The following is an 18,451-nucleotide window of genomic DNA, read 5'->3' on the forward strand; positions in this document are numbered from 1 at the left end:
GAGGTCAACATGCCTGGATTCCTGATCGGCATCGTCGTCGGCGCGGTGGCTGCGTCGGCCTACCTGAAGAAGAAGGGCGCGGCCACCCTGGGCTCCAGCCGCGGCAGCGCGCTGGAGCCAGGTCGCGTCGATGAGCTCTCCAGCGCGGCGAGCATGGCCAGCCCGCAGACGACGCAGCTCAATGCGGGCGACGGGACGCCGGGGAGCTGGGGGTCTTCGCCGACCTCGTCCACGGGCAGCGGCGTGCCGCTGGTGTCGGGAGCGTCCAGCTCGGCCACGGGGCTGTCCGAGAACCGGCACTGAACCGTTGCGGGCTTGCCTGCGCCCAGGCCGGCCGCGCCTCGCGCCGGCCGCCGCGAGGGCTCAGCCGAGGCTCTCCATGGCCGCGCGGCTGTCCTGCAGGGTCTTGATCGCAAAGTCAAGATCCTCCAGCGTGTGGTTGGCGTTGACGGCAGCACGCAGCCGGGCCGTGCCTTCCGGCACCACCGGGTGCGGAATGGCCTGGACATACAGCCCTCGCGACTGGCAACCCTTGGACATCGTGCTGGTGCGCAGGTTGTCGCCGAATACGATGGGGAAAATCGCCGTCGGGCTCTCCAGGAAATTAAAACCTTCCTGGCGCAGGCGATTGGCAAAATAGGCCATGTTCCGATGAAGATTCTGGACATGCCAGGGCTCTTCTTCAATCACCTTGATACCGGCCACGGCCGCTGCCGCCGACGCGGGCGGCACGGTCGCGGAGTAAATGAAGCCCCGCCCGGTGTGGCGAAGCAAATCGCAAAGCCTGGCGCTGGAGGCAATATATCCGCCCAGGCTCGGAATTGATTTGCTCACCGTGCCCATCTTGACGTCGATGGTGTCAGGGGGCAGCCCGAAATGCTCCTCTATACCCCGTCCCGTGGCGCCCAGCATGCCGACGGAGTGGGCCTCGTCCACCATCAGCAAGGCGCCATGCTTTTTGCACAGCCCGCTGATGGCAGGCAGGTCGGCGATGTCGCCATCCATGCTGTAGACGCCATCGACGATGACCAGGCGCCGGCCCTTGTGACCTGCCGTTTCGCGCAGGCAGCTCTCCAGGTGGTCCATGTCGTTGTGGCGGAAGCGAATCATCCGCGCACCCGACATCATGCAGCCGTCCAGGATGCTGGCATGGTCGAGCTTGTCGCAGATCACGATGTCGCCACGGCCCACCAGGAAAGTGATCGCCGAAAGGTTGGCCAGGAAACCGCTGGAGAATAGGGCGGCCGACTCGGTCTTTTTGAAGCGCGCAATCGAGCTTTCCAGCTCGCGATGAATTTCCGTGGTGCCTGCCAGCAGGCGGGCACCATGTGCACCGGTGCCATAACGTGCAATGGCTTCAACGGCCGCTTCGTTGATTTTAGGATGACGGTTGAGGCCAAGATAGGAGTAGCCGCCGAACATGAGCATTTCGCCATGGCCGGTGACCTTTACCCATGCACCACCCAGATACTCTTCAATACTCTCCAGGTAGAAATAGGTACCGGAATTGCGCATCTCGTCCATGGGCAAGCCCGCTTTCAGAGTTTCGCAATACCGCTCCATGATGGACTTTCGAGCGGTTTCTACCTGAGTGAGAGTATCTCCGTCAATTTCGATGCAGTAGTCGCTCATTCCTTGGCACTCCCGTCATGTAGGGCGACTGAATGTCGCTAAGAAAAATTTTATTACACAAGATCCAATTAGATACTTGTGTTACTACTTAAGCCAATGTTGCCGTAGCGGAGCGTGATTTGTTAACAAAAAAACTTGCCGCCTACAGCCGTTCCGTGCTTGTGAAGCGCAGTCCCAAGGAAGCATGTGTGCTCTGAAGCAGCATGTTGACTGACAAATCCATGCGATTGCCGGTCTCCAGACGCGTTTTGGCCAAAGCTTCATTGTTTGATTTAGTTACTAATTTGTAATGATCAAACAAAACGTATCGTTGATCAAAGATCGGCGGACCTTCTCATTGCGTGGCCGGTGAAGACACTGATGCAGGTCAACGAATGCGCTGGGCCGTCGTGTCTGCCTGCACCGCAGGCCTTCGAATCGGGCTGAGCTGCGCTTTCTTACCGGTATGGCCGTACTGGCTCATGCTATGAGCCACACCCTCTGTTACCTTTCGCCCCGTGCAAGGCAGCTCGTGGCGGCCTCATGCCGCCCCAGCGCTGCCGGCGCAGGCGCGCCGGGTTGGCTCCAGCCCGGGGCGCAGACGTTCGCCGGTCGGCGCTCTTGTGGTTACAAAATGTTTCTTGGAGCTTTCCCGCATGACAACAGCCCGGGACCTTCTCGGCCGCTTGTTCGAATACATCGCTGAACAGGCACGCGACGTCGATCCGCGCGCTTTCAACCTTTCCCGCTTGGCCAACTTCTTCCTGCGCGAGCCGGCCCAACTGCTGGGCCTGCCCGGGCTGGAATTCGACCAAGCGGACGGCGGCGAGCCGCTGTGGCTGCGCGTGCCGCGGCTCGAACCCGTCGCCGCTCCCGCCGTCGCCGAGCGCTTCGCCGCCCTCATCAGCGTTTCGGCCGACCCCGGCGGGCCGCCGCCCGCGCTGGACCCGGTGCAGCTTGCCCTGCACTTGGAAGACATCGCCGGCTTCGCCCAGCACCTGGCACCCACCACGGCCGCCGCGCCGGGCAGCGCCACCAGCCGCGCCCTGGCTGTGCAGGACATGCCCGCGCTCCCGGCCGACGAGGCGCTGCGCCGGCGCATCGTCCAGGCCCAGGCGCGCTTTCGCGACGCCGTGCAGGCGGCCTTTGACGACATCAGCGCCCGCTGGCTCGCCTGGGCCGAGGCGGAGGCGCCGCGGCGGCTCAGCATGCAGCTCTACGGCGAGCTTTTCGCCCTTATGCACCAGCTCCAAGCCCAGCAGACCGGCAAGCCCGTCGAGCTGGTCTGGGGCCTGGGCGTGGCCACCTGGCGGCTGCGCTGGGAAAGCGAAGACTTCACCTTCCGCTACCCGCTGCTGACGCAGGCGGTGGAGCTGTCGCTGGACGCCGCCACGCTCGCGCTGGAGGTGCGCCCGCGCACCACCGCGCCGCGGCTGGAGCTGGATGCCCTCATCGCCTGCCTCGTTCCCGGTGCCTGCGAGCTGGAGCAGACCGGGCGCGACTGGCTCGCCCAACACGCGCAAGAGGTGCCGCCGTCGCCTTTCCACATGCCGGCGCTGCAGCCGCTGCTGCGCCGCATCGCCGGCAGCCTGGACAGCCAGGGCCGCTTCCTGGACGTGCTGGCCAGCGGCGCCCCCGTGCCCAACGCCGGCGCGCACCTCGTCGTGACCGACGCTTGGGCGCTGTTCGCGCGCCCGCAGTCCTACAACTTCCTCGTCGACGACCTGCGCCGCCTGCGCCTGGGCCTGGAGGCGGCGCAAACGCTGCCCGGCGGCCCGGCCGCGCTGGTCACGCCGCCGGACGACGCACCCGCCGAGGTGCAGGCCGTGCGCTTTCGCGGCCTGTCCAGCCGCGGCGAGGGCGAGGGAACGTCCGACGGCGACGGGCCGGCCCGCGAGCTGTATTTCCCGCTGCCCTACAACCAGGAGCAGGTCACCATTGTCCAGCGCCTGGAGCGCAGCGACGGCGTGACGGTGCAGGGCCCGCCCGGCACGGGCAAGACGCACACCATCGCCAACATCATTTGCCACTACCTGGCCACGGGCCGGCGCGTGCTGGTGACCTCGCGCGGCGAACCGGCGCTGCAGGTGCTGCAGGCCAAGATCCCGGCCGAGGTGCGTCCGCTCACCGTCGCGCTGCTGTCCAGCGACCGCGAGGGGCTGCGCCAGTTCCAGGGCGCCATCGAGGCCATACAGCACCGCGTCTCGCAACTGGACCCGCTGCAGGCGCAGCGCCGCATCGCCACTGCGCACGAGGCCATCGCCCTGGCCCACGCCGAGCTCTCGCGCCTGGACCGCCGCGTGGACGACATCGCCCGCGCCCAGCTCGCCAGCGTGGATCTCGACGGTACGCCGCTGCGCGCGCAACAGCTCGCCGAGCTGGTGCGTGACGGCCAGGCCCGCTTCGCCTGGTTCGACGACGAGCTGCCCGCCGGCGCGCCGCCCGCGCCCCTGACCGAGGACGAAGCCCGCGAGCTGCGCGAAGCCCGCCGCCGCCTGGGCGAGGATTTGCGCTGCCTGGCCGAGCCGCCGCCGTCTTCCGCCACGCTGCCCGCGCCGGACGTGCTGGCGCCGCTGCACCAGGCGCTGCAGCGGCTGCGGCGCATCGAGGGCGAGCTGGCCCGCGGCGCGCTGCCCGCCCTTCAAGGCGAAATCAACGAGGCGCGCGCGCTGCTGGCCGCCGTGGAAGCGGCCCTGGAGCCCGCCCAAGCGCTGGAGCACGCCGACCAGGCTTGGGCGCAGGCGCTGCGCCGCCAGCTCAGCGAGCCCGGCTTCGAGGCCGAACGCCAGGCGCTGCAGTCGCTGCTGGTCGAGGTGCCGCGCCTGGCCGCCGCGCGCGGCGACTTCCTGCAGCGTCCGGTGGACATGCCGCAGGAGGCCCTGGCCTGCGTCCGCACCCGCGAGGCCGTGGAGCGCGCCGCGCGCACGGGCAAGGCCTTCAATTGGCTGCCTTTCGGCGAAGCCGACGCGCGCCGCCACGTGGCCGCCATGCGCGTGGACGGCCGCGAGCCCGCCACGCGGCAGGACTGGCTGCACGTCGCCCGCTTCCTCGCGCTGCAGATGGAGCTCCAGAGCCTGCTGGTGCGCTGGCAGCGCCTGGCGCCGGAGCTGGGCCTGCCGGAGCTGCACCAGGGCGCGGGCGCCTTGCGCAAGCTGGAGCGGCTGGCGCTCATCGCCGGGCTGGCCTTGCGGCTGTCGCTGGAGGTGGACGCCGAGCTGCCCCGGCGCGCTGCCGTGCTGCTGTCCGCCAACCCCTTGCCCGCGCCCGGCAGCGGCGCCGTGGCGACGGTGGAGCATCTGCAGCGGCTTCAAAAAATCCTCAGGCGCCACGTGCTGCACGAGGCGCTGGCCGGCGCGCCGCGGCGCCAGCAGGCGCTGCTGCTCAACCTCACGGCCGGCGGCCCGTTGGGCGCGCAGTGGCAGGAGCTGATCGGCCAGTGGCTGGGCCGCACGGACGTGGAAAGCGATGCCTTCTGCGCGCGCGAGGCCGCCTTGCGCGCCGAGACGCAGCGCCTGGCCGCCCTGCAGCCCGCGCTGGAGTGCGTGCGCGTGGCCGCGCAGCGCCTGGCCGCCGCGGGCGCCGCGCGCCTGGCGCAGCGCCTGCGCAGCGAGCCCGCCGAAGGCGCGGCCCACGACGCCGTGCTGCCCACCGACTGGCGCGCCGCCTGGACCTGGGCCCGCGCCCGCGCCGCGCTGCAGACGCTGGAGGGCCGCGGCGAGCTCACGCGGCTGTGGGCCCGCCGCGCCGAGCTGGAGCAGGGCTTATCAAAGCTCTACGAGGACGTGGTGGCCCGCGCGGCCTGGCTGGCCACGCGCATGAACGCCTCACCCAAGGTGCTCTCGGCGCTGGCCGGCTACGCCAACGCCCTGCACCGCATCGGCCAGGGCACGGGCCCAAACGCCGCGCGCTACCGGCGCGACGCGCAGGCCGCCATGCTGGACGCGGCCCCGGCCGTGCCCTGCTGGATCATGAGCCACGCGCGGGTGTCGGAATCCATGCCGGCCGACATCGGCGCCTTCGACCTGGTCATCGTGGACGAGGCCAGCCAGTCCGACCTGTGGGCGCTGCCCGCCATTGCGCGGGGCAAGAAGATCCTGGTGGTGGGCGACCACAAGCAGGTCTCGCCCGAGGGCGGTTTCATCAGCAGCGCGCGCATCAATGATCTGCGCCAGCGCTTCCTGGCCGACCAACCCTTCGCCGCCGCGATGACGCCGGAGAAGTCGCTCTACGACCTCGCGGCCCAGGTCTTTGCCGGCCAGCAGGTGATGCTGCGCGAGCACTTCCGCTGCGTGGCGCCCATCATCGAGTACGCCAATCGCAACTTCTACGACCACGGCGTGCTGCCGCTGCGCGTGCCGCGCGCGGCCGAGCGCATCGACCCGCCGCTGGTGGACCTGTTCGTGGAGGAGGGCCGCCGCGACCACCGCGACCGCAACGACGCCGAGGCGCAGGCCATTGCCGACGAGATCGCCGCCCTGCTGGCCGACGAGCGCCTGGCCGGCCGCACGCTGGGCGTGGTCTCGCTGCTTGGGCTGGAGCAGGCGCGGCACATAGATGCCGTGGTGCGCGCGCGCTTCGATGCCGCGGAGCTGCTGCGCCGGCAGTTCGCCTGCGGCGATGCGCGCACCTTCCAGGGCAGCGAGCGCGACGTGATGTTCCTGTCGCTGGTGGTCGATGCCCGTCAGTGCCGCGCCCTGGCGGGCAACGGCGCCGACCAGCGCTTCAACGTGGCCGCCAGCCGTGCGCGCGACCGCATGGTGCTGGTGCGCTCGGTGCGCATGGACGAGCTGTCCGAGAAGGATTTGCGGCGCACGCTGCTGGCGCACTTCGAGAACCCGCTGCCCGGCGGCGGCCACGGGCACGAGGACGGCCGGCCGCTGCGCGCGCTGTGCGAAAGCGGCTTCGAGCGCGAGGTGTTCGACGCCCTGGTGCAGCGCGGCTACCGCGTGCGGCCGCAGGTGCGGGCCGGCGCCTACCGCATCGACATGGTGGTGGAGGGCGCGCACGACGCCCGCCTGGCCGTGGAGTGCGACGGCGACGCCTTCCACGGCCCCGAGCGCTGGCAGCAGGACGTCGCCCGCCAGCGCGTGCTGGAGCGCGCCGGCTGGGTGTTCTGGCGCTGCTTTGCCTCCACCTGGACGCTGCACCGCGAGGAGGTGCTGGCCGAGCTGCTGGCGCGGCTGGCCGAGCTGGACATCGCGCCCCTGGGCGCGGCCGAGGGCTCGTTGTCACTTCTGGTAGAGCCGCGTACCTGGCGCGCGCCCGCGCCGTCGGAGCAGGTGCAGCAGCGGCTGCGGGAGGCGGTGGAGGCGGGAAGGGAGCAGGAAGAGGCTTGAAGGCGTTTCGCGTACCGGGCTGGAGGCCGTAAGACGCCACGCCGTCATTCCGGCGCAGGCCGGAATCCACGCGCACCGCGGTGCTGACGTGATGTGCCGCCTAACGCACCGCAACGCGTCCAGGGCGGCATCACAGCGTTCGTGGATCCCGGCCTGCGCCGGGATGACGGCGTTTTCTCTGCGTGCCTGCGCTCCACTTTCGCCCACACCTGCCGCAGTGAAGGACTTTCATCACGCTCCGGTGTGAATGGGGTCGCGCGCGTCTTGCACAATCCCGCCCTCGCAGCAGTCAGGCGGGTTCAGGGAGAGCAATGGGGATGCAGCATGGTCTTTTCGACGCGGAGGCGCCGTCCGGTGGCAAGCCGGCGCCCGCCCAGGCGCGCCGCAAGGCGCCCGCACCCGCGCTCGAACTGATTCCCTACGGCAAGTACAAGGACCAGCCGCTGTCGCTGCTGCTGGTGCACGCCGAGTACGCGCTGTGGCTCATGGGCGCGCGCCACGCCCACCTGCGCCGCCACCACCCGCAACTGCTGCAGTGGCTGCACAAACATTTCGGCCCGCCGGCGAGCACGCCGGAGCAGAACCGGCTGCAAAACCGCTTCCTGCACAACGATTTCTGCCTGCGCCTGCTGCTGCGCGTGAACCCCGAGCTGCCGGCGCAACTGGCCGCCGCCTTGTCGCCGGACGCCCTGGTGCGCGGCTGGCAGTCGCGGCTGCCCGCGCGCATCGCGCTGCGCTACCAGGACTACGGGCTGCACGAGCCGCTGGAGGAGGGCGACCCCGTGCCCGAGCAGCACCTGCGCCACAAGGCCCGCGTGCTGCAGGCGCTGGAGCGCGAGCTGCCGCGCCTGGTGGTGGAGTGCCCCGGCACGCCGCTGGACGTCATGCCCGCCGTGGCGCCGCAGGGCGAGGTGGCCGAGCGCTGGTGGGAGCCCGTGCTGCAACTGGAGCCGGCCTGCTTCGAGGTGGACGGCGCGCACGTGCAGTTCAACGCCCATGCCCAATGCCGCGTGCGCGTGGACGGCGAAGCGCCGGGCGAGAGCGCGCTGGTGGATTTCGAGTTCCGCGACGAGCTGCGCATCGAGCTGCGCGCCCACTTGGGCGACGACTACCCCAGCGTGCTGCGCACCATGCGCGCCAAGCGCTGCAACGTGCTGCTCATCGGCCAGTTCGAGGCCGACGGCGCCTGCTGGGAAGAGCTGGTGGAGATCTACGCCCGCCGCGGCATCCGCGTGGCGCTGCTGGACGAGGTGCTCGTCACCGCCGTGCCCACGGCAGTGCGCAAGCTCAAAGTACCGGTGCTGGAGCCCGCGGCGCTGCTGGACGCCGCGCGCGAGGAGCTGGAGCGCTTCGACGCCGACTGGCTCACGCGCGGGCGCGGGCTGCAGGCGCGCCCGGGGATGTGAAGCGGGCCGCAAGGCCCGTCCTTCACGGCCTCAACAGGCCTCAGTTCGCCGCAGCCGGCGCCGGCGCCGGCGCCACCAGCGGCTTGCCCTTTTCGACCAGGTACACGCCCACCAGCTTGGCCGTGCCCGCGCCGTCGTTGTGCGCGTCGTGCGGCACGCCGGCCGGCACGGTGAAGGATTCGCCGGCCTTCACCAGGCGCGGCGCCTGGCCTTCCACCGTCAGTTGCAACTGGCCTTCCATCACGTAGGCCACCTCGTCGCCCGGGTGGGTGTGGCGGCCCACGGCGGCGTTGGCGGCCACGTCCACGCGCACCACCACCGCCTCGCGGTTGGGCGCGAAGGACACGTCGTTGCGCGCCACCAGCGTGCGCGTCAGGCCGGAGGCCTGCGCCACCACCGTGCCCACCGCCACCAGCATGGCGGTGCCCAGCAATACCTTTTTCACCGGGAATTTGAGTTTCATGGCGTCTCCAAAAATAGGTTCAATTGGATGGCGGGGACGGCCCTGGCGGCAGTCAAATCGTGCGGGTTCTGAGCCTTGGTTCACGAATCAAAGCGGCGCCACCACGCGCACTACGGATTCACGCACCTCCGTGAATCCCAGCCGGCGGTACAGCCGCCGCGCGCCCTCGTTGGCGCTCATCACGTGCAAAAACGGCGTTTCCCCGCGCCGCATTTCCCGCCGCAGCAGTTTTAAAACCAGCCGCTGCGCCCAGCCGCGGCCTTGATGATCCGGGTGCGTGCACACGCCGCTGATTTCCCGCAGCGGCCCCGCCGCCATGCGCTCGCCCGCCATGGCCACCAGGCGGCCGCCATCGAAAATGCCGAAATACTCGCCCAATTCCAGCGCGCGGATGCCAAAAGGGCCGGGCTGGGTGAGCGTGGCCAATTCCAGTGCCTGCGCGGCATGTTCCGGGCCGAGTTGCGTGGCCTCCGGCGCCGCATCGGCGTCGGGCAATTCCGCATCCCACAGCATTTTGAACATGGTGGCTTCCTGTTCCAGGCGCCAACCGCGCGGCACGGGACCTGACCAGCCATCGCAATAAAAATGCTCGCCGGTTTCGCAAAAAGGGCGCAGTGCCTGGAAATCAGGCCACTGCGGATCGGCAAAACCAATGATGGGCGAAAAATCCGGCGCGTAGCGCCTGGCGCTGTCCGTGCCGATGGAATATTTCAAATGCGCGCCGGAGAGCGCATGCCAGACGACGTTGGCAAGAAATTGTTCCATGGCTGGTGGCGCGGGCCGCTGTAACTGTTGGGGCCGTGATGATGAACCCGAATGGGCGCTCAGTCTGTTACCAGCGCCAACTCCGCCGCCTTCACCGCATGCATCATCGCGGTGTCGTACAGCGGCACGGTGGCATCCTGCGCCGAAACCAGCAGCGAAATTTCTGTGCAGCCCAAAATAATGGCCTGCGCGCCGTGCGCCACCAATTGGGCCATCACGCGGCGAAATTCCCGCCGCGATTCGGAGCGGATTTGCCCCACGCACAATTCCTCGTAAATGATGCGGTGCACCAGCTCGCGGTCGTGCGCATCCGGCACGCGCACCTGCAGGCCGTGGCGCTGGCGCAGGCGGTCCTTGTAGAAATCCTGCTCCATGGTGAAGCGCGTGCCCAGCAGGCCCACCGTGGAAAATCCTGTTTGGCGGATTTGCTCGCCGGTGGGGTCGGCAATATGGATGAGCGGAATCCTCACCGCCGACTCGATATCCGCCGCCACCTTGTGCATGGTGTTCGTGCACAGCACCAGTATGTCGGCGCCCGCGATTTCCAGCCCCTTGGCGGCCTTGCCCAGCATCACGCCGGCCGTGGGCCAATTGCCGTCGCGCTGCAATTGGGCAACCTCATGAAAATCCACGCTGTGCAATAGGATGCGGGCCGAATGCAGCCCACCCAAGCGCGCCTTCACCGTCTCGTTGATGATGCGGTAATACGGCACGGTGGATTCCCAGCTCATGCCACCGATGAGGCCAATGGTCTTCAAACTGCTTGCTCCTGAATACGTCCGGCTTGCTTCGGGCGCACCAGCGCCGCAGGCGCGATGCTAGCCGAGCAGGCCGGCCGGCCAGGCCACCCGCGCCGGGCTCGCGTGGCGGGCGTTCCCAAATAAGCACGGCGCCCAATGGGCGCCGTGACCTTTCGGGAACAGGGGGGCGGATCGCCGCTTACTCGGCTTCTATCCCCGCCGCCTTGATGACGCGGCCCCACTTCTGTGTTTCATCAGCCTGGAATCTGGCCAGTTCCTGCGGCGTGGTGGTCCAGGGCTCGGCGCCAGTGGAGTCGAAGAAGCTCTTCGCCGCCGCGCTCTTCACCGCCGTGGCCAGCAGCTCGCCCAGCCGCGCCACCACCGGCGCCGGCGTGGCCGCGGGCACGTAGGCCGCAAACCAGTAGCCCATGTCGTAGCCCTTGACGCCGGCCTCGGCGATGGTGGGCACCTCCGGCAGCAGCGGGCTGCGCTTGGCCGTCGAGGTGCCCAGCGCGCGCAGCTTGCCGGCCTTGACCTGCGGCACGCCGGTGGCGGTGTCGGTGATCATCAGGTCGATCTGCCCGCCCAGCAGGTCCGTCACCGCCTGCGGGTTGCTCTTGTAGGGCACGTGCAGGATGTCGGTGCCGCTGAGCTGCTTGAACATCTCGCCGGCCACGCGGCTGGAGGAGCTGCCGCTGCCGAAGCTCAGCTTGCCGGGCCGCTTCTTCGCCTCGACCACCACGTCGCCCACGGTCTTGAACGGCGCTTCCGCGCGCACCACCAGCACCTGCCCGCCCTTGGCCAGGCCGGTGACGGGCGCGAAGTCCTTCACCGGGTCGTAGGGCAGCTTCTTGTAGAGGTGCTCGTTGGCGGCGTGGGTGGTGTTGGTGGTGATCAGCACCGTGTAGCCGTCGCCCGCGGCGCGCGCGGCCGCCTGTGCGGCCATCATCCCGCTGGCGCCGGCCTTGTTGTCCACCACCACGACCTGCCTGGTCTGCTCGGTGAAGGACTGGCCCAGGGCGCGCGCGAGCTGGTCGGTGGCGCTGCCCGCCGCGAAGGGCACGAGGAAGGTCACGGGCTTTTCGGGGTACTTGCCCTGTGCCATGGCGGCGGGGGCGGCCAGCAGCGCCAGGCCGGCGGCGGCCAGGGCGGCCAGGGCGGCCAGGGCGTGGCGGCGGGTGGAGGTGGGGGCGTGGGCCGAATCGGTCATGGTCTTGTCTCCGGGTGGTGTTGTGTGTGGAGCGTGTCAGGGCGCGGGCCGCAGCAGCGGCAGCAGGCCTTCAGCCACTTCGACGTCCATGTCCAGCAGCAGGAAGGCCAGCGCCTTGCCGTGGCTGTCGAGGTTGAGCGCGTCGTTGACGCCGCCGTCGAGCACGCCTTCGAGCACGAAGTTCATGGCGTGCAGCTTGGGCAGCGCGTGGCGCGTCACGCGCGCGGGGCGGCGGTGCGCGAACTGCGCGGCCACGGCGGCCTCGGTGACCTGCTCCTGCAGCACCGGGTAGAGCGCCGGGTGCCAGGCGATGAGGCTGATGTTGGAGATGTTGCCCTTGTCGCCCGTGCGGCCGTGGGCCAGGCGCAGCAGGGGCACGCGCACGCGGCGCGCGGTGGAGTCGGCTTGCTTCATTCGATGAATTCCAGTTGCGGCGACACGAGCTCGCGCGGCAGCAGGCAGGAGACGGTGCCCAGCCGCTGGCGCAGCCCCGTGCGCACGCCGCCGCCGCCGGCCGGGCCGCAGGTGTAGAGGGCCGTGACCTCGCGCGCCAGGCGCTCGGCCTGCGCCTTGTCGGCGTGGTTGAGCGCCACGCGCAGCCGCACGTCGCGCGCGTCGCCCACGCTCTGGCGGCTCAGCCACACCCCGGCGTCGTCGCCGAACACGCTGGCCACGCCGATGAGGTCCACGCGCAGCGGCGCGCAGGAAGCCAGGCGGCGGCGCAGCACGTCGCCGGCCAGCCGCGCCCGCGCCTCGGCACCGCGCCCGGCGTAGGAGATCTCGCCCTCGGCCAGCCAGCCCTGGGCGTGGAACACGTTGACCTTGAGCGTGGCCGGCCGCGCGTGGCCGCGCACGCCGTGCAGGCGCACGCGGTTCTCGCCCACCGTCTCCACCCAGGCGTCCGAAATGTCGGCCACCACGTCCGGCGTGAGGTAGGCCGCCGGGTCGTGCAGCTCGTAAAGCAGTTGTTCCTTGACGGTGTGCTCGTCCACGCAGCCGCCGGTGCCCTCGGCCTTGGTGATGAGGCAGCCGCCGTCGGCGTCCAGCTCGGCGATGGGGTAGCCCACCTCGGCCAGGCCGGGCACGTCCTTGATGCCCGGGTCGGCGAAGTAGCCGCCGCACACCTGCGCGCCGCACTCCAGCAGGTGCCCGGCCATGGTGGCGCGCGCCAGGCGGTCCCAGTCGTCCAGGGCCCAGCCGAAATGCGCCAGCGCCGGGCCCACGGTGAGCGAGGGGTCGGCCACGCGGCCGGTGATCACCACGTCCGCCCCCTCGCGCAGCGCCTGCGCGATGGCCTCCGCGCCCAAGTAGGCGTTGGCGCTGGCGACGTCGAGGTTTTCGGCCCGCGCGCCCAGCGCCTGCCGCAGCGCGTCGCGGTGCGCGGGGCCGGACACGTCGTCGCCGCTGACCACGGCCACGCGCGGCACGCGCGCGCCCACCTCGCGCGCCAGCGCCAGCACGCGGCGCGCGGCGGCGTGCGGGTTGGCCGCGCCGAAGTTGCCCACGATGCGTATGCCGCCGGCCAGGCAGTCGGCCAGCACGGGCGCGAGCATGTCCGCCAGCAGCGGCTCGTAGCCGCCTTCCGGGTCGGCGCGGCGCGCCAGTTGCGCCAGCGCCAGGGTGCGCTCGGCCAGGGTTTCGAAGATCAGCACCGACGGCAGGCCGCGGCGCAGCAGGGTGTCTACCACCGGGCGGGCGGCGTCGGTGCGGTCGCCGGAAAAACCGGCGGCGCAACCTATCAACAAGGTGTCTTGCATGGCGGGTGCGGGCTGCGGGCCCGTGCCTGGGACGATGCAAACCACTGTAGGGGCGGCGATTCAGTTGGAGAATTCGTTTGTTTGGATCAATTCATAGGCAAAGCAAATGAATAGTCGGCGGCGGGGCACGCGATGAGCGAGCCGGACTTCTCCACGCGCCAGCTTCGCGCCTTCGTGGCGCTGGCCGAGACGCGCAACTTCACGCGCGCCGCGGCGCGGCTGCACCTGTCGCAGCCGGCGTTCAGCGCGCTCATACGCGCGCTGGAGGAGGCGTTGGGCGCCCGGCTGTTCGACCGCAGCACGCGCCACGTGGAGCCCACGGCCGAAGGGGCGCTGTTCCTGGACAGCGCGCAGCGGCTGCTGCGCGACCTGACGCTGAGCGTGGCCGACCTGGGCGAGCACGTGGCGCGGCGGCGCGGCCGGGTGGCCCTGGCCGCGCTGCCGGCGCTGGCCGCGGGCTGGCTGCCGCCGCTGCTGGCCGGCTTCAGGCGCCGCCACCCCGGCGTGGAACTGGACGTGGCCGATGCGCTGTCGGAGGACTGCGTGGAGCGCGTGCGCGGCGGGCGGGCCGACTTCGCGCTGGCGGCGGTGCGCTCGGCCGCGCCGGAGCTGCTGGTGGAGCCCTTTTGCGCCGACCGCTTCCACCTCGTGTGCCCGCGCGGCCATGCGCTGGCGGCGCGGCCCGTGGTGGTGCTGGCGGACCTGGCCGGCGAGCCCTTCATCCATCTGGCGCGCAACAGCAGCGTGCGCCAGCACATCGAGTCGGCGCTGTGGGCCGGCACGGTGGTGCTGCGGCCGGTGATGGAGCTGGAGCAGTTGGGCACCGTGGCGGGCATGGTGCGCGCGGGGCTGGGCATCACGGTGGTGCCGGCGCTCACGCTGTTCCATTTCGAGCACCCGGCGCTGGTGACGCGGCCGCTGCACGCGCCGGGGCTGCAGCGGCAGATCTTCTCCATCCGCCGCCGCGACCGCGGCCTGTCCGCCGCGGCGCAGGGCCTGTTCGACGAGCTGATGGACCAGCGGCCGCGCATGGAGCCGGACATGCCGGACACGCCGGGCGCGGCGCCCGCGGCCTGACGCCCCCAGCTCGCCTTCAATCCGCCGCCAGCCCCGGCGGCGGCGCCGCACGCGAACGTGCCGCCCGCACCGCGTCAGCCGCGCGCAGGCCCGCGTGCGCACAATGCCCGGCCTCGCCACCCACCGGCCCAACCCTTGTCCCGCTCCCAACGCCTGCTCGACCTGTTGCAGCTGCTGCGCCGCCATCGCCACCCCGTGGGCGGCGCGGCGCGGCGCTGGCGCAGGCGCTGGGCATCTCGCTGCGCACCCTGTACCGCGACATCGCCACGCTGCAGGCGCAGGGCGCGCACGTCGATGGCGCGCCCGGCCTGGGCTACGTGCTGCGCGAGGGTTTTACCTTGCCGCCGCTCATGTTCTCGGTGGACGAGCTCGAAGCCCTGGTGCTGGGCTCGCGCTGGGTGATGGATCGCGGCGACGCGCGGCTGGCCACCGCCGCGCGCGACCTGCTGGCCAAGGTGGGCGCGGTGCTGCCCGCGCCGCTCCAGCGCGAGCTGGAGGACAGCGCGCTGCTGGCCGGCCCAAGCGCGCCGCTGGTGGCCGGCGACGCCGCGCTGCTGCCGCCGCTGCGCGAGGCCATCCGGCTGGAGCGCCGCCTGGAGCTGGACTACCGCGACGCCCAGGGCCGCTGCAGCACGCGCACCGTGTGGCCCTTCGCCCTGGGCTTTTTCGACCGCGTGCAGGTGCTGGTGGCGCACTGCGAGCTGCGCGGCGAGATCCGCCACTTCCGCACCGACCGCATCGCCGCGCTGCGCCCGCGCGAGGAGCGCTACCCGCGCCGGCGCCAGGCGCTGCTCAAGGACTGGCGCGAGCGCGAAGGCGTCGCGCAACCCTGAAGTGGCGCACGCGGCGTGCGCCGTGCGGGAAGGGCGCTGCACGCTGCTGACGGAATCTGTCACACCCCGCCGCGAGCATGGAGGCCTTCGACAAGCACTTGGCTTCAACGCCACGGGAGAGCCGCCATGACCCAGAACACCGCCGCCGCCACTGCCCACACTGCCGACGCCACCGCCGCTGCCGCCGGCCAGGCCCTCAAGTCCGACCCCAACTTCCTGCTGCTGTACGTGCACAGCGCGGTGGAAAGCGCCGGCTTCTATGCCGCGCTGCTGGGCAAGGCGCCGGTGGAGAGTTCACCGACCTTTGCCCTGTTCGCGCTGGACTCCGGCGTGATGCTGGGCCTGTGGGGCGCCAGCGGCGTGGTGCCCGCGGCCACCGCGCCGGGCGGCATGGAGCTGGCCTTCGCGGTGCCGGACAAGGCGGCCGTCGAGGCCCGCCACGCCGACTGGACGGCGCGCGGCATCCCCGTCATCCAGCCGCCCACGGCCATGGACTTCGGCTTCACCTTCGCCGCGCAGGACCCGGACGGCCACCGGCTGCGCGTGTTCGCGCCCGGGGCGCAGTGAGGGTGGGCGCCTGAGCCCTTCGCGGCCCACGGCGCCGTCCAGGACCGCCGGCACCGTTGCATGACCCATCGGGAACGCCTGTTTTGCAAACCTTGCACGTTTGCAGCCCCTCCTCGGCCTCCATTCGGCGCCGCAAACGCCGAAAACAAGCGGTGGCCGAGTTTGCCCAAGCGCAAACAGGCCGGGTGAAGCGCCTGCGCGCCGCGTTTTGCGGCGAGAGCGGCTGCCGAGCCGGTGACAAAATGCAACGCAAATGACCATACTGATAGACCATCTCGCTGACATCACCGGCCATCGCGACCGCGAGCGGGCCGACACGTTGCTGCTGGACACGCTGCGCGAGCTGCTGGCACCGGCCACGGTGGCCCTGCACCGCTGCACGGGCGACTCGCAGTCGCTGCAATGGCGTTCGCGCGTGCCCATCACCGGGCGGGGGCGGCGTGCCAGGGACACGGGGATGGTCACGCGCTTCGAGGCGCACCTTGTGGAGGAGGTCGACCCGGCCTGGATGGAGTGCCTGCGCCGCCACCAGATCCTGGAGGTGGAAGGCCATCCCACGGTGATGCTGCTGCCGCTGGTGGTCACGGGGCAAGGCGTGGGCGTGGTGGAAGTGCGCAGCAACGGGGCGCTTGGGCGCCACACGCGGCAGACGGCGCGCGCCATCGTCCGGCTGTACGGCAATTTCCTGGCGCTGCTGGACTACGGCGAGCGTGACGCGCTCACCGGGCTGTTCAACCGCAAGACCTTCAACGAGTGCTTCATGCGCATCGTGCTGGGGTCCGCTCCCGGCGCGGCGGCCGCAGGCGAGGCAGCCGAGCCGCCGCTGAGCCACTACATGGCGGTGCTCAATCTGGACCACATGAAGAAGGTCAACGACACCTTCGGCCATCTGGTGGGCGACGAGGTGCTGCTCATCACCTCGCGCGTGATGCGCACGGCGCTGCGCACGGAGGAAGGGCTGTTCCGCTTCGGCGGCGAGGAATTCGTGGTGCTGCTGGAGGCCGTGGACGAGGAGTCCGCCCGCCAGGTGCTGGACCGGGTGCGCGAGCAGGTGTCGCAGCAGCACTACCCGCAGGCCGAGCGCGTGACGGTGAGCATCGGCTTCACCGAGCTGCGCCCAAGCGACCTGCCCACCAGCGCCATCGAGCGTGCCGACCGTGCGCTGCACCTGGCCAAGGCCAGCGGGCGCAACCGCGTCACCGGCCCGGCCGCGATGGCGCAGGCCGGGCTGGAAGTGGCCGCGGACTACGGCGGAGACGTGGACCTGTTCTGATCGTCGCGCCGCCCGCGCCGCGGCCGCGGCGCCTGCGCGGCAGGGCCCATACTCCCGCCCGCGCGCCGGCCTGCTGTGCCGGCGCACGTCTTCATACACAGGGACAGCGGGGCTTGCCCGCGGGAGGAATGAGCTATGGGTCGCCTGGCCATCGTGAGCGCCATTGACCAGGAACTGCGCGGGCTGCTGGCCTCGCTGCCCAATGCGCAGTGCGTGCGCCGTGCCGGGCGCGAGTTCTGGGTGGGCACGCTGTGCGGACACGAGGTCGTGCTGGTGCGCTCGCTCATCGGCAAGGTGGCCGCGGCCACCACGGCGGCCGTGCTGCTGGAGCACTTCCAGGTGGACGCCATCGTCTTCACCGGCGTGGCCGGCGGCTTGGGCGCGGGCGTGCGCATAGGCGACATCGTGGTGGCCGACACGCTGCTGCAGCACGACATGGACGCCTCGCCCATCTTTGCGCGCTTCGAGGTGCCTCTTTATGGCCGCTCGCGCTTCGGCACGGACGCGCTGCTGTCGCGCCGGCTGGAGATCGCCTGCGCGCGGGTGCTGTCCTCCATTGCCGCGGGCACCTGCTCGGAGCTGAGCACGGTGCAACTGGCCGGTTGCGGCGTGGCGCACGGGCCGCGCGTGCACCGCGGGCTGATCGTGAGCGGCGACCGTTTCGTGAGCAGCGCTGCCGAGGCGCAGGCGCTGCAGTCGGACCACGCCGACGCCCTGGCCGTGGAAATGGAAGGCGCGGCGCTGGCGCAGGTCTGCCATGACTTCGGCGTGCCCTGCGCGGTGATGCGCACGGTGTCCGACCGCGCGGACGACACGGCGCATGTCGACTTCAACCGGTTTATCGAGGACGTGGCCAGCCGGTATACGCATGCGGCGGTATTGGCGATGCTGGGGGCAATGGCGTAATCCGGAAATTGTTCGTTGGTGTTTTGTTCGGGGATTTCGCGGCGGGTGCGGGTATTGGCCGGTATTAATAAGTCGCCGGCCATGAGATTCAAATGGTTCCTGAATCTTGATGGGCGGGCCGCCATAACGACGTCCTGATTCACCCGTTCCCCGTCCGTTGTGTCCGCGCAGGCGTCAATCCAGGCGGCCCCTTGCAGAAAACTTGTTGCGCACGCACTACCGGCAGTGCGCAAGCGGCCCAAAGTGTCGGATACTGTATGAAAACACAGTATTCAAGACACCCATGGCATTACCCCGCTCGTCGCCGCCCGGCATTTCCCATTCCCTGGCGTCCTTGCCGCCCGCGGTGGCGGCGGGCCTGTGGCGGGGCAGCGAAATGGGGCAGCCGCCGGTGTCGGCCTGGGCCACGGGGTTTGAGGCGCTGGACCGCGAGCTGCCCGGCGGCGGCTGGCCCGGCGGGGCGCTGACGGAGCTGCTGCAGCCGCAGCCGGCCGTGTTGGAGTGGCG

15 protein-coding genes and 1 pseudogene are annotated in these 18,451 nt (G+C 70.5%); 9 read left to right on the forward strand and 7 right to left on the reverse strand.

Translation table 11 applies throughout. The features are described from left to right. Nucleotides 1–9 precede the first annotated feature (9 nt). On the forward strand, nucleotides 10–303 hold the full coding sequence (locus SM757_RS19590) for a hypothetical protein (protein ID WP_066333082.1): 294 nt from the start codon (nucleotides 10–12) through the stop codon (nucleotides 301–303). Between the two features lie 60 nt (nucleotides 304–363). Here SM757_RS19590 and SM757_RS19595 read toward each other — a convergent pair whose 3' ends face one another. After that, nucleotides 364–1,632: an aminotransferase class I/II-fold pyridoxal phosphate-dependent enzyme gene (locus SM757_RS19595; RefSeq protein WP_322466779.1), complete on the reverse strand. Its 1,269-nt coding sequence runs from the start codon at nucleotides 1,630–1,632 to the stop codon at nucleotides 364–366. A gap of 635 nt (nucleotides 1,633–2,267) precedes the next feature. On the opposite strand from SM757_RS19595, the gene SM757_RS19600 reads away from it, so the two are divergent. Both SM757_RS19600 and SM757_RS19605 read left to right on the forward strand, forming a co-directional pair. Then, complete coding sequence (locus SM757_RS19600; RefSeq protein WP_322466780.1) at nucleotides 2,268–6,947, forward strand: AAA domain-containing protein; 4,680 nt, start codon at nucleotides 2,268–2,270, stop codon at nucleotides 6,945–6,947. A gap of 317 nt (nucleotides 6,948–7,264) precedes the next feature. Beyond that, nucleotides 7,265–8,353: a hypothetical protein gene (locus tag SM757_RS19605; RefSeq protein ID WP_322466781.1), complete on the forward strand. Its 1,089-nt coding sequence runs from the start codon at nucleotides 7,265–7,267 to the stop codon at nucleotides 8,351–8,353. A gap of 40 nt (nucleotides 8,354–8,393) precedes the next feature. Here SM757_RS19605 and SM757_RS19610 read toward each other — a convergent pair whose 3' ends face one another. From SM757_RS19610 to SM757_RS19635, 6 genes are all read right to left on the reverse strand, one after another. Continuing rightward, on the reverse strand, nucleotides 8,394–8,816 hold the full coding sequence (locus SM757_RS19610; RefSeq protein WP_322466782.1) for a cupin domain-containing protein: 423 nt from the start codon (nucleotides 8,814–8,816) through the stop codon (nucleotides 8,394–8,396). Nucleotides 8,817–8,903: 87 nt separating this feature from the next. Beyond that, a complete protein-coding gene (locus tag SM757_RS19615) occupies nucleotides 8,904–9,581 on the reverse strand; it encodes a GNAT family N-acetyltransferase (protein ID WP_322466783.1) in 678 nt (225 codons plus the stop codon). 59 nt (nucleotides 9,582–9,640) lie between these two features. After that, nucleotides 9,641–10,339, reverse strand: a complete 699-nt coding sequence (locus tag SM757_RS19620; protein ID WP_322466784.1) for an aspartate/glutamate racemase family protein — start codon at nucleotides 10,337–10,339, stop codon at nucleotides 9,641–9,643. Nucleotides 10,340–10,520: 181 nt separating this feature from the next. Then, entirely contained in the window at nucleotides 10,521–11,531 is a 1,011-nt protein-coding gene (locus SM757_RS19625; protein ID WP_322466785.1) for a Bug family tripartite tricarboxylate transporter substrate binding protein, read from the reverse strand. A 36-nt stretch (nucleotides 11,532–11,567) separates the two neighbouring features. Then, nucleotides 11,568–11,945: an AtuA-related protein gene (locus SM757_RS19630; RefSeq protein WP_322466786.1), complete on the reverse strand. Its 378-nt coding sequence runs from the start codon at nucleotides 11,943–11,945 to the stop codon at nucleotides 11,568–11,570. Next, on the reverse strand, nucleotides 11,942–13,288 hold the full coding sequence (locus tag SM757_RS19635) for an acyclic terpene utilization AtuA family protein (protein WP_322466787.1): 1,347 nt from the start codon (nucleotides 13,286–13,288) through the stop codon (nucleotides 11,942–11,944). The genes SM757_RS19630 and SM757_RS19635 overlap by 4 nt, the downstream gene beginning before the upstream one ends. A gap of 132 nt (nucleotides 13,289–13,420) precedes the next feature. On the opposite strand from SM757_RS19635, the gene SM757_RS19640 reads away from it, so the two are divergent. From SM757_RS19640 to SM757_RS19665, 6 genes and pseudogenes are all read left to right on the forward strand, one after another. Beyond that, a complete protein-coding gene (locus tag SM757_RS19640; protein WP_322466788.1) occupies nucleotides 13,421–14,365 on the forward strand; it encodes a LysR family transcriptional regulator in 945 nt (314 codons plus the stop codon). Between the two features lie 338 nt (nucleotides 14,366–14,703). Then, nucleotides 14,704–15,198, forward strand: coding sequence for a helix-turn-helix transcriptional regulator (locus tag SM757_RS19645; protein WP_322466794.1), 495 nt, complete (start codon nucleotides 14,704–14,706; stop codon nucleotides 15,196–15,198). Between the two features lie 126 nt (nucleotides 15,199–15,324). Next, nucleotides 15,325–15,765 carry a VOC family protein gene (locus tag SM757_RS19650; RefSeq protein ID WP_322466789.1) on the forward strand — a complete coding sequence of 147 codons (441 nt, stop codon included), beginning with the start codon at nucleotides 15,325–15,327 and terminating at the stop codon, nucleotides 15,763–15,765. 253 nt (nucleotides 15,766–16,018) lie between these two features. Beyond that, nucleotides 16,019–17,038 (forward strand): GGDEF domain-containing protein, encoded by a 1,020-nt coding sequence (locus SM757_RS19655; RefSeq protein ID WP_322466790.1) that lies wholly within the window; start codon nucleotides 16,019–16,021, stop codon nucleotides 17,036–17,038. Between the two features lie 135 nt (nucleotides 17,039–17,173). Next, nucleotides 17,174–17,944 carry a 5'-methylthioadenosine/adenosylhomocysteine nucleosidase gene (locus SM757_RS19660; protein ID WP_322466791.1) on the forward strand — a complete coding sequence of 257 codons (771 nt, stop codon included), beginning with the start codon at nucleotides 17,174–17,176 and terminating at the stop codon, nucleotides 17,942–17,944. Between the two features lie 283 nt (nucleotides 17,945–18,227). Next, nucleotides 18,228–18,451: pseudogene (locus SM757_RS19665) on the forward strand (translesion DNA synthesis-associated protein ImuA); the annotation flags it as partial.

Source organism: Azohydromonas lata (assembly GCF_034427735.1).
GTDB lineage: Bacteria > Pseudomonadota > Gammaproteobacteria > Burkholderiales > Burkholderiaceae_C > Azohydromonas > Azohydromonas lata.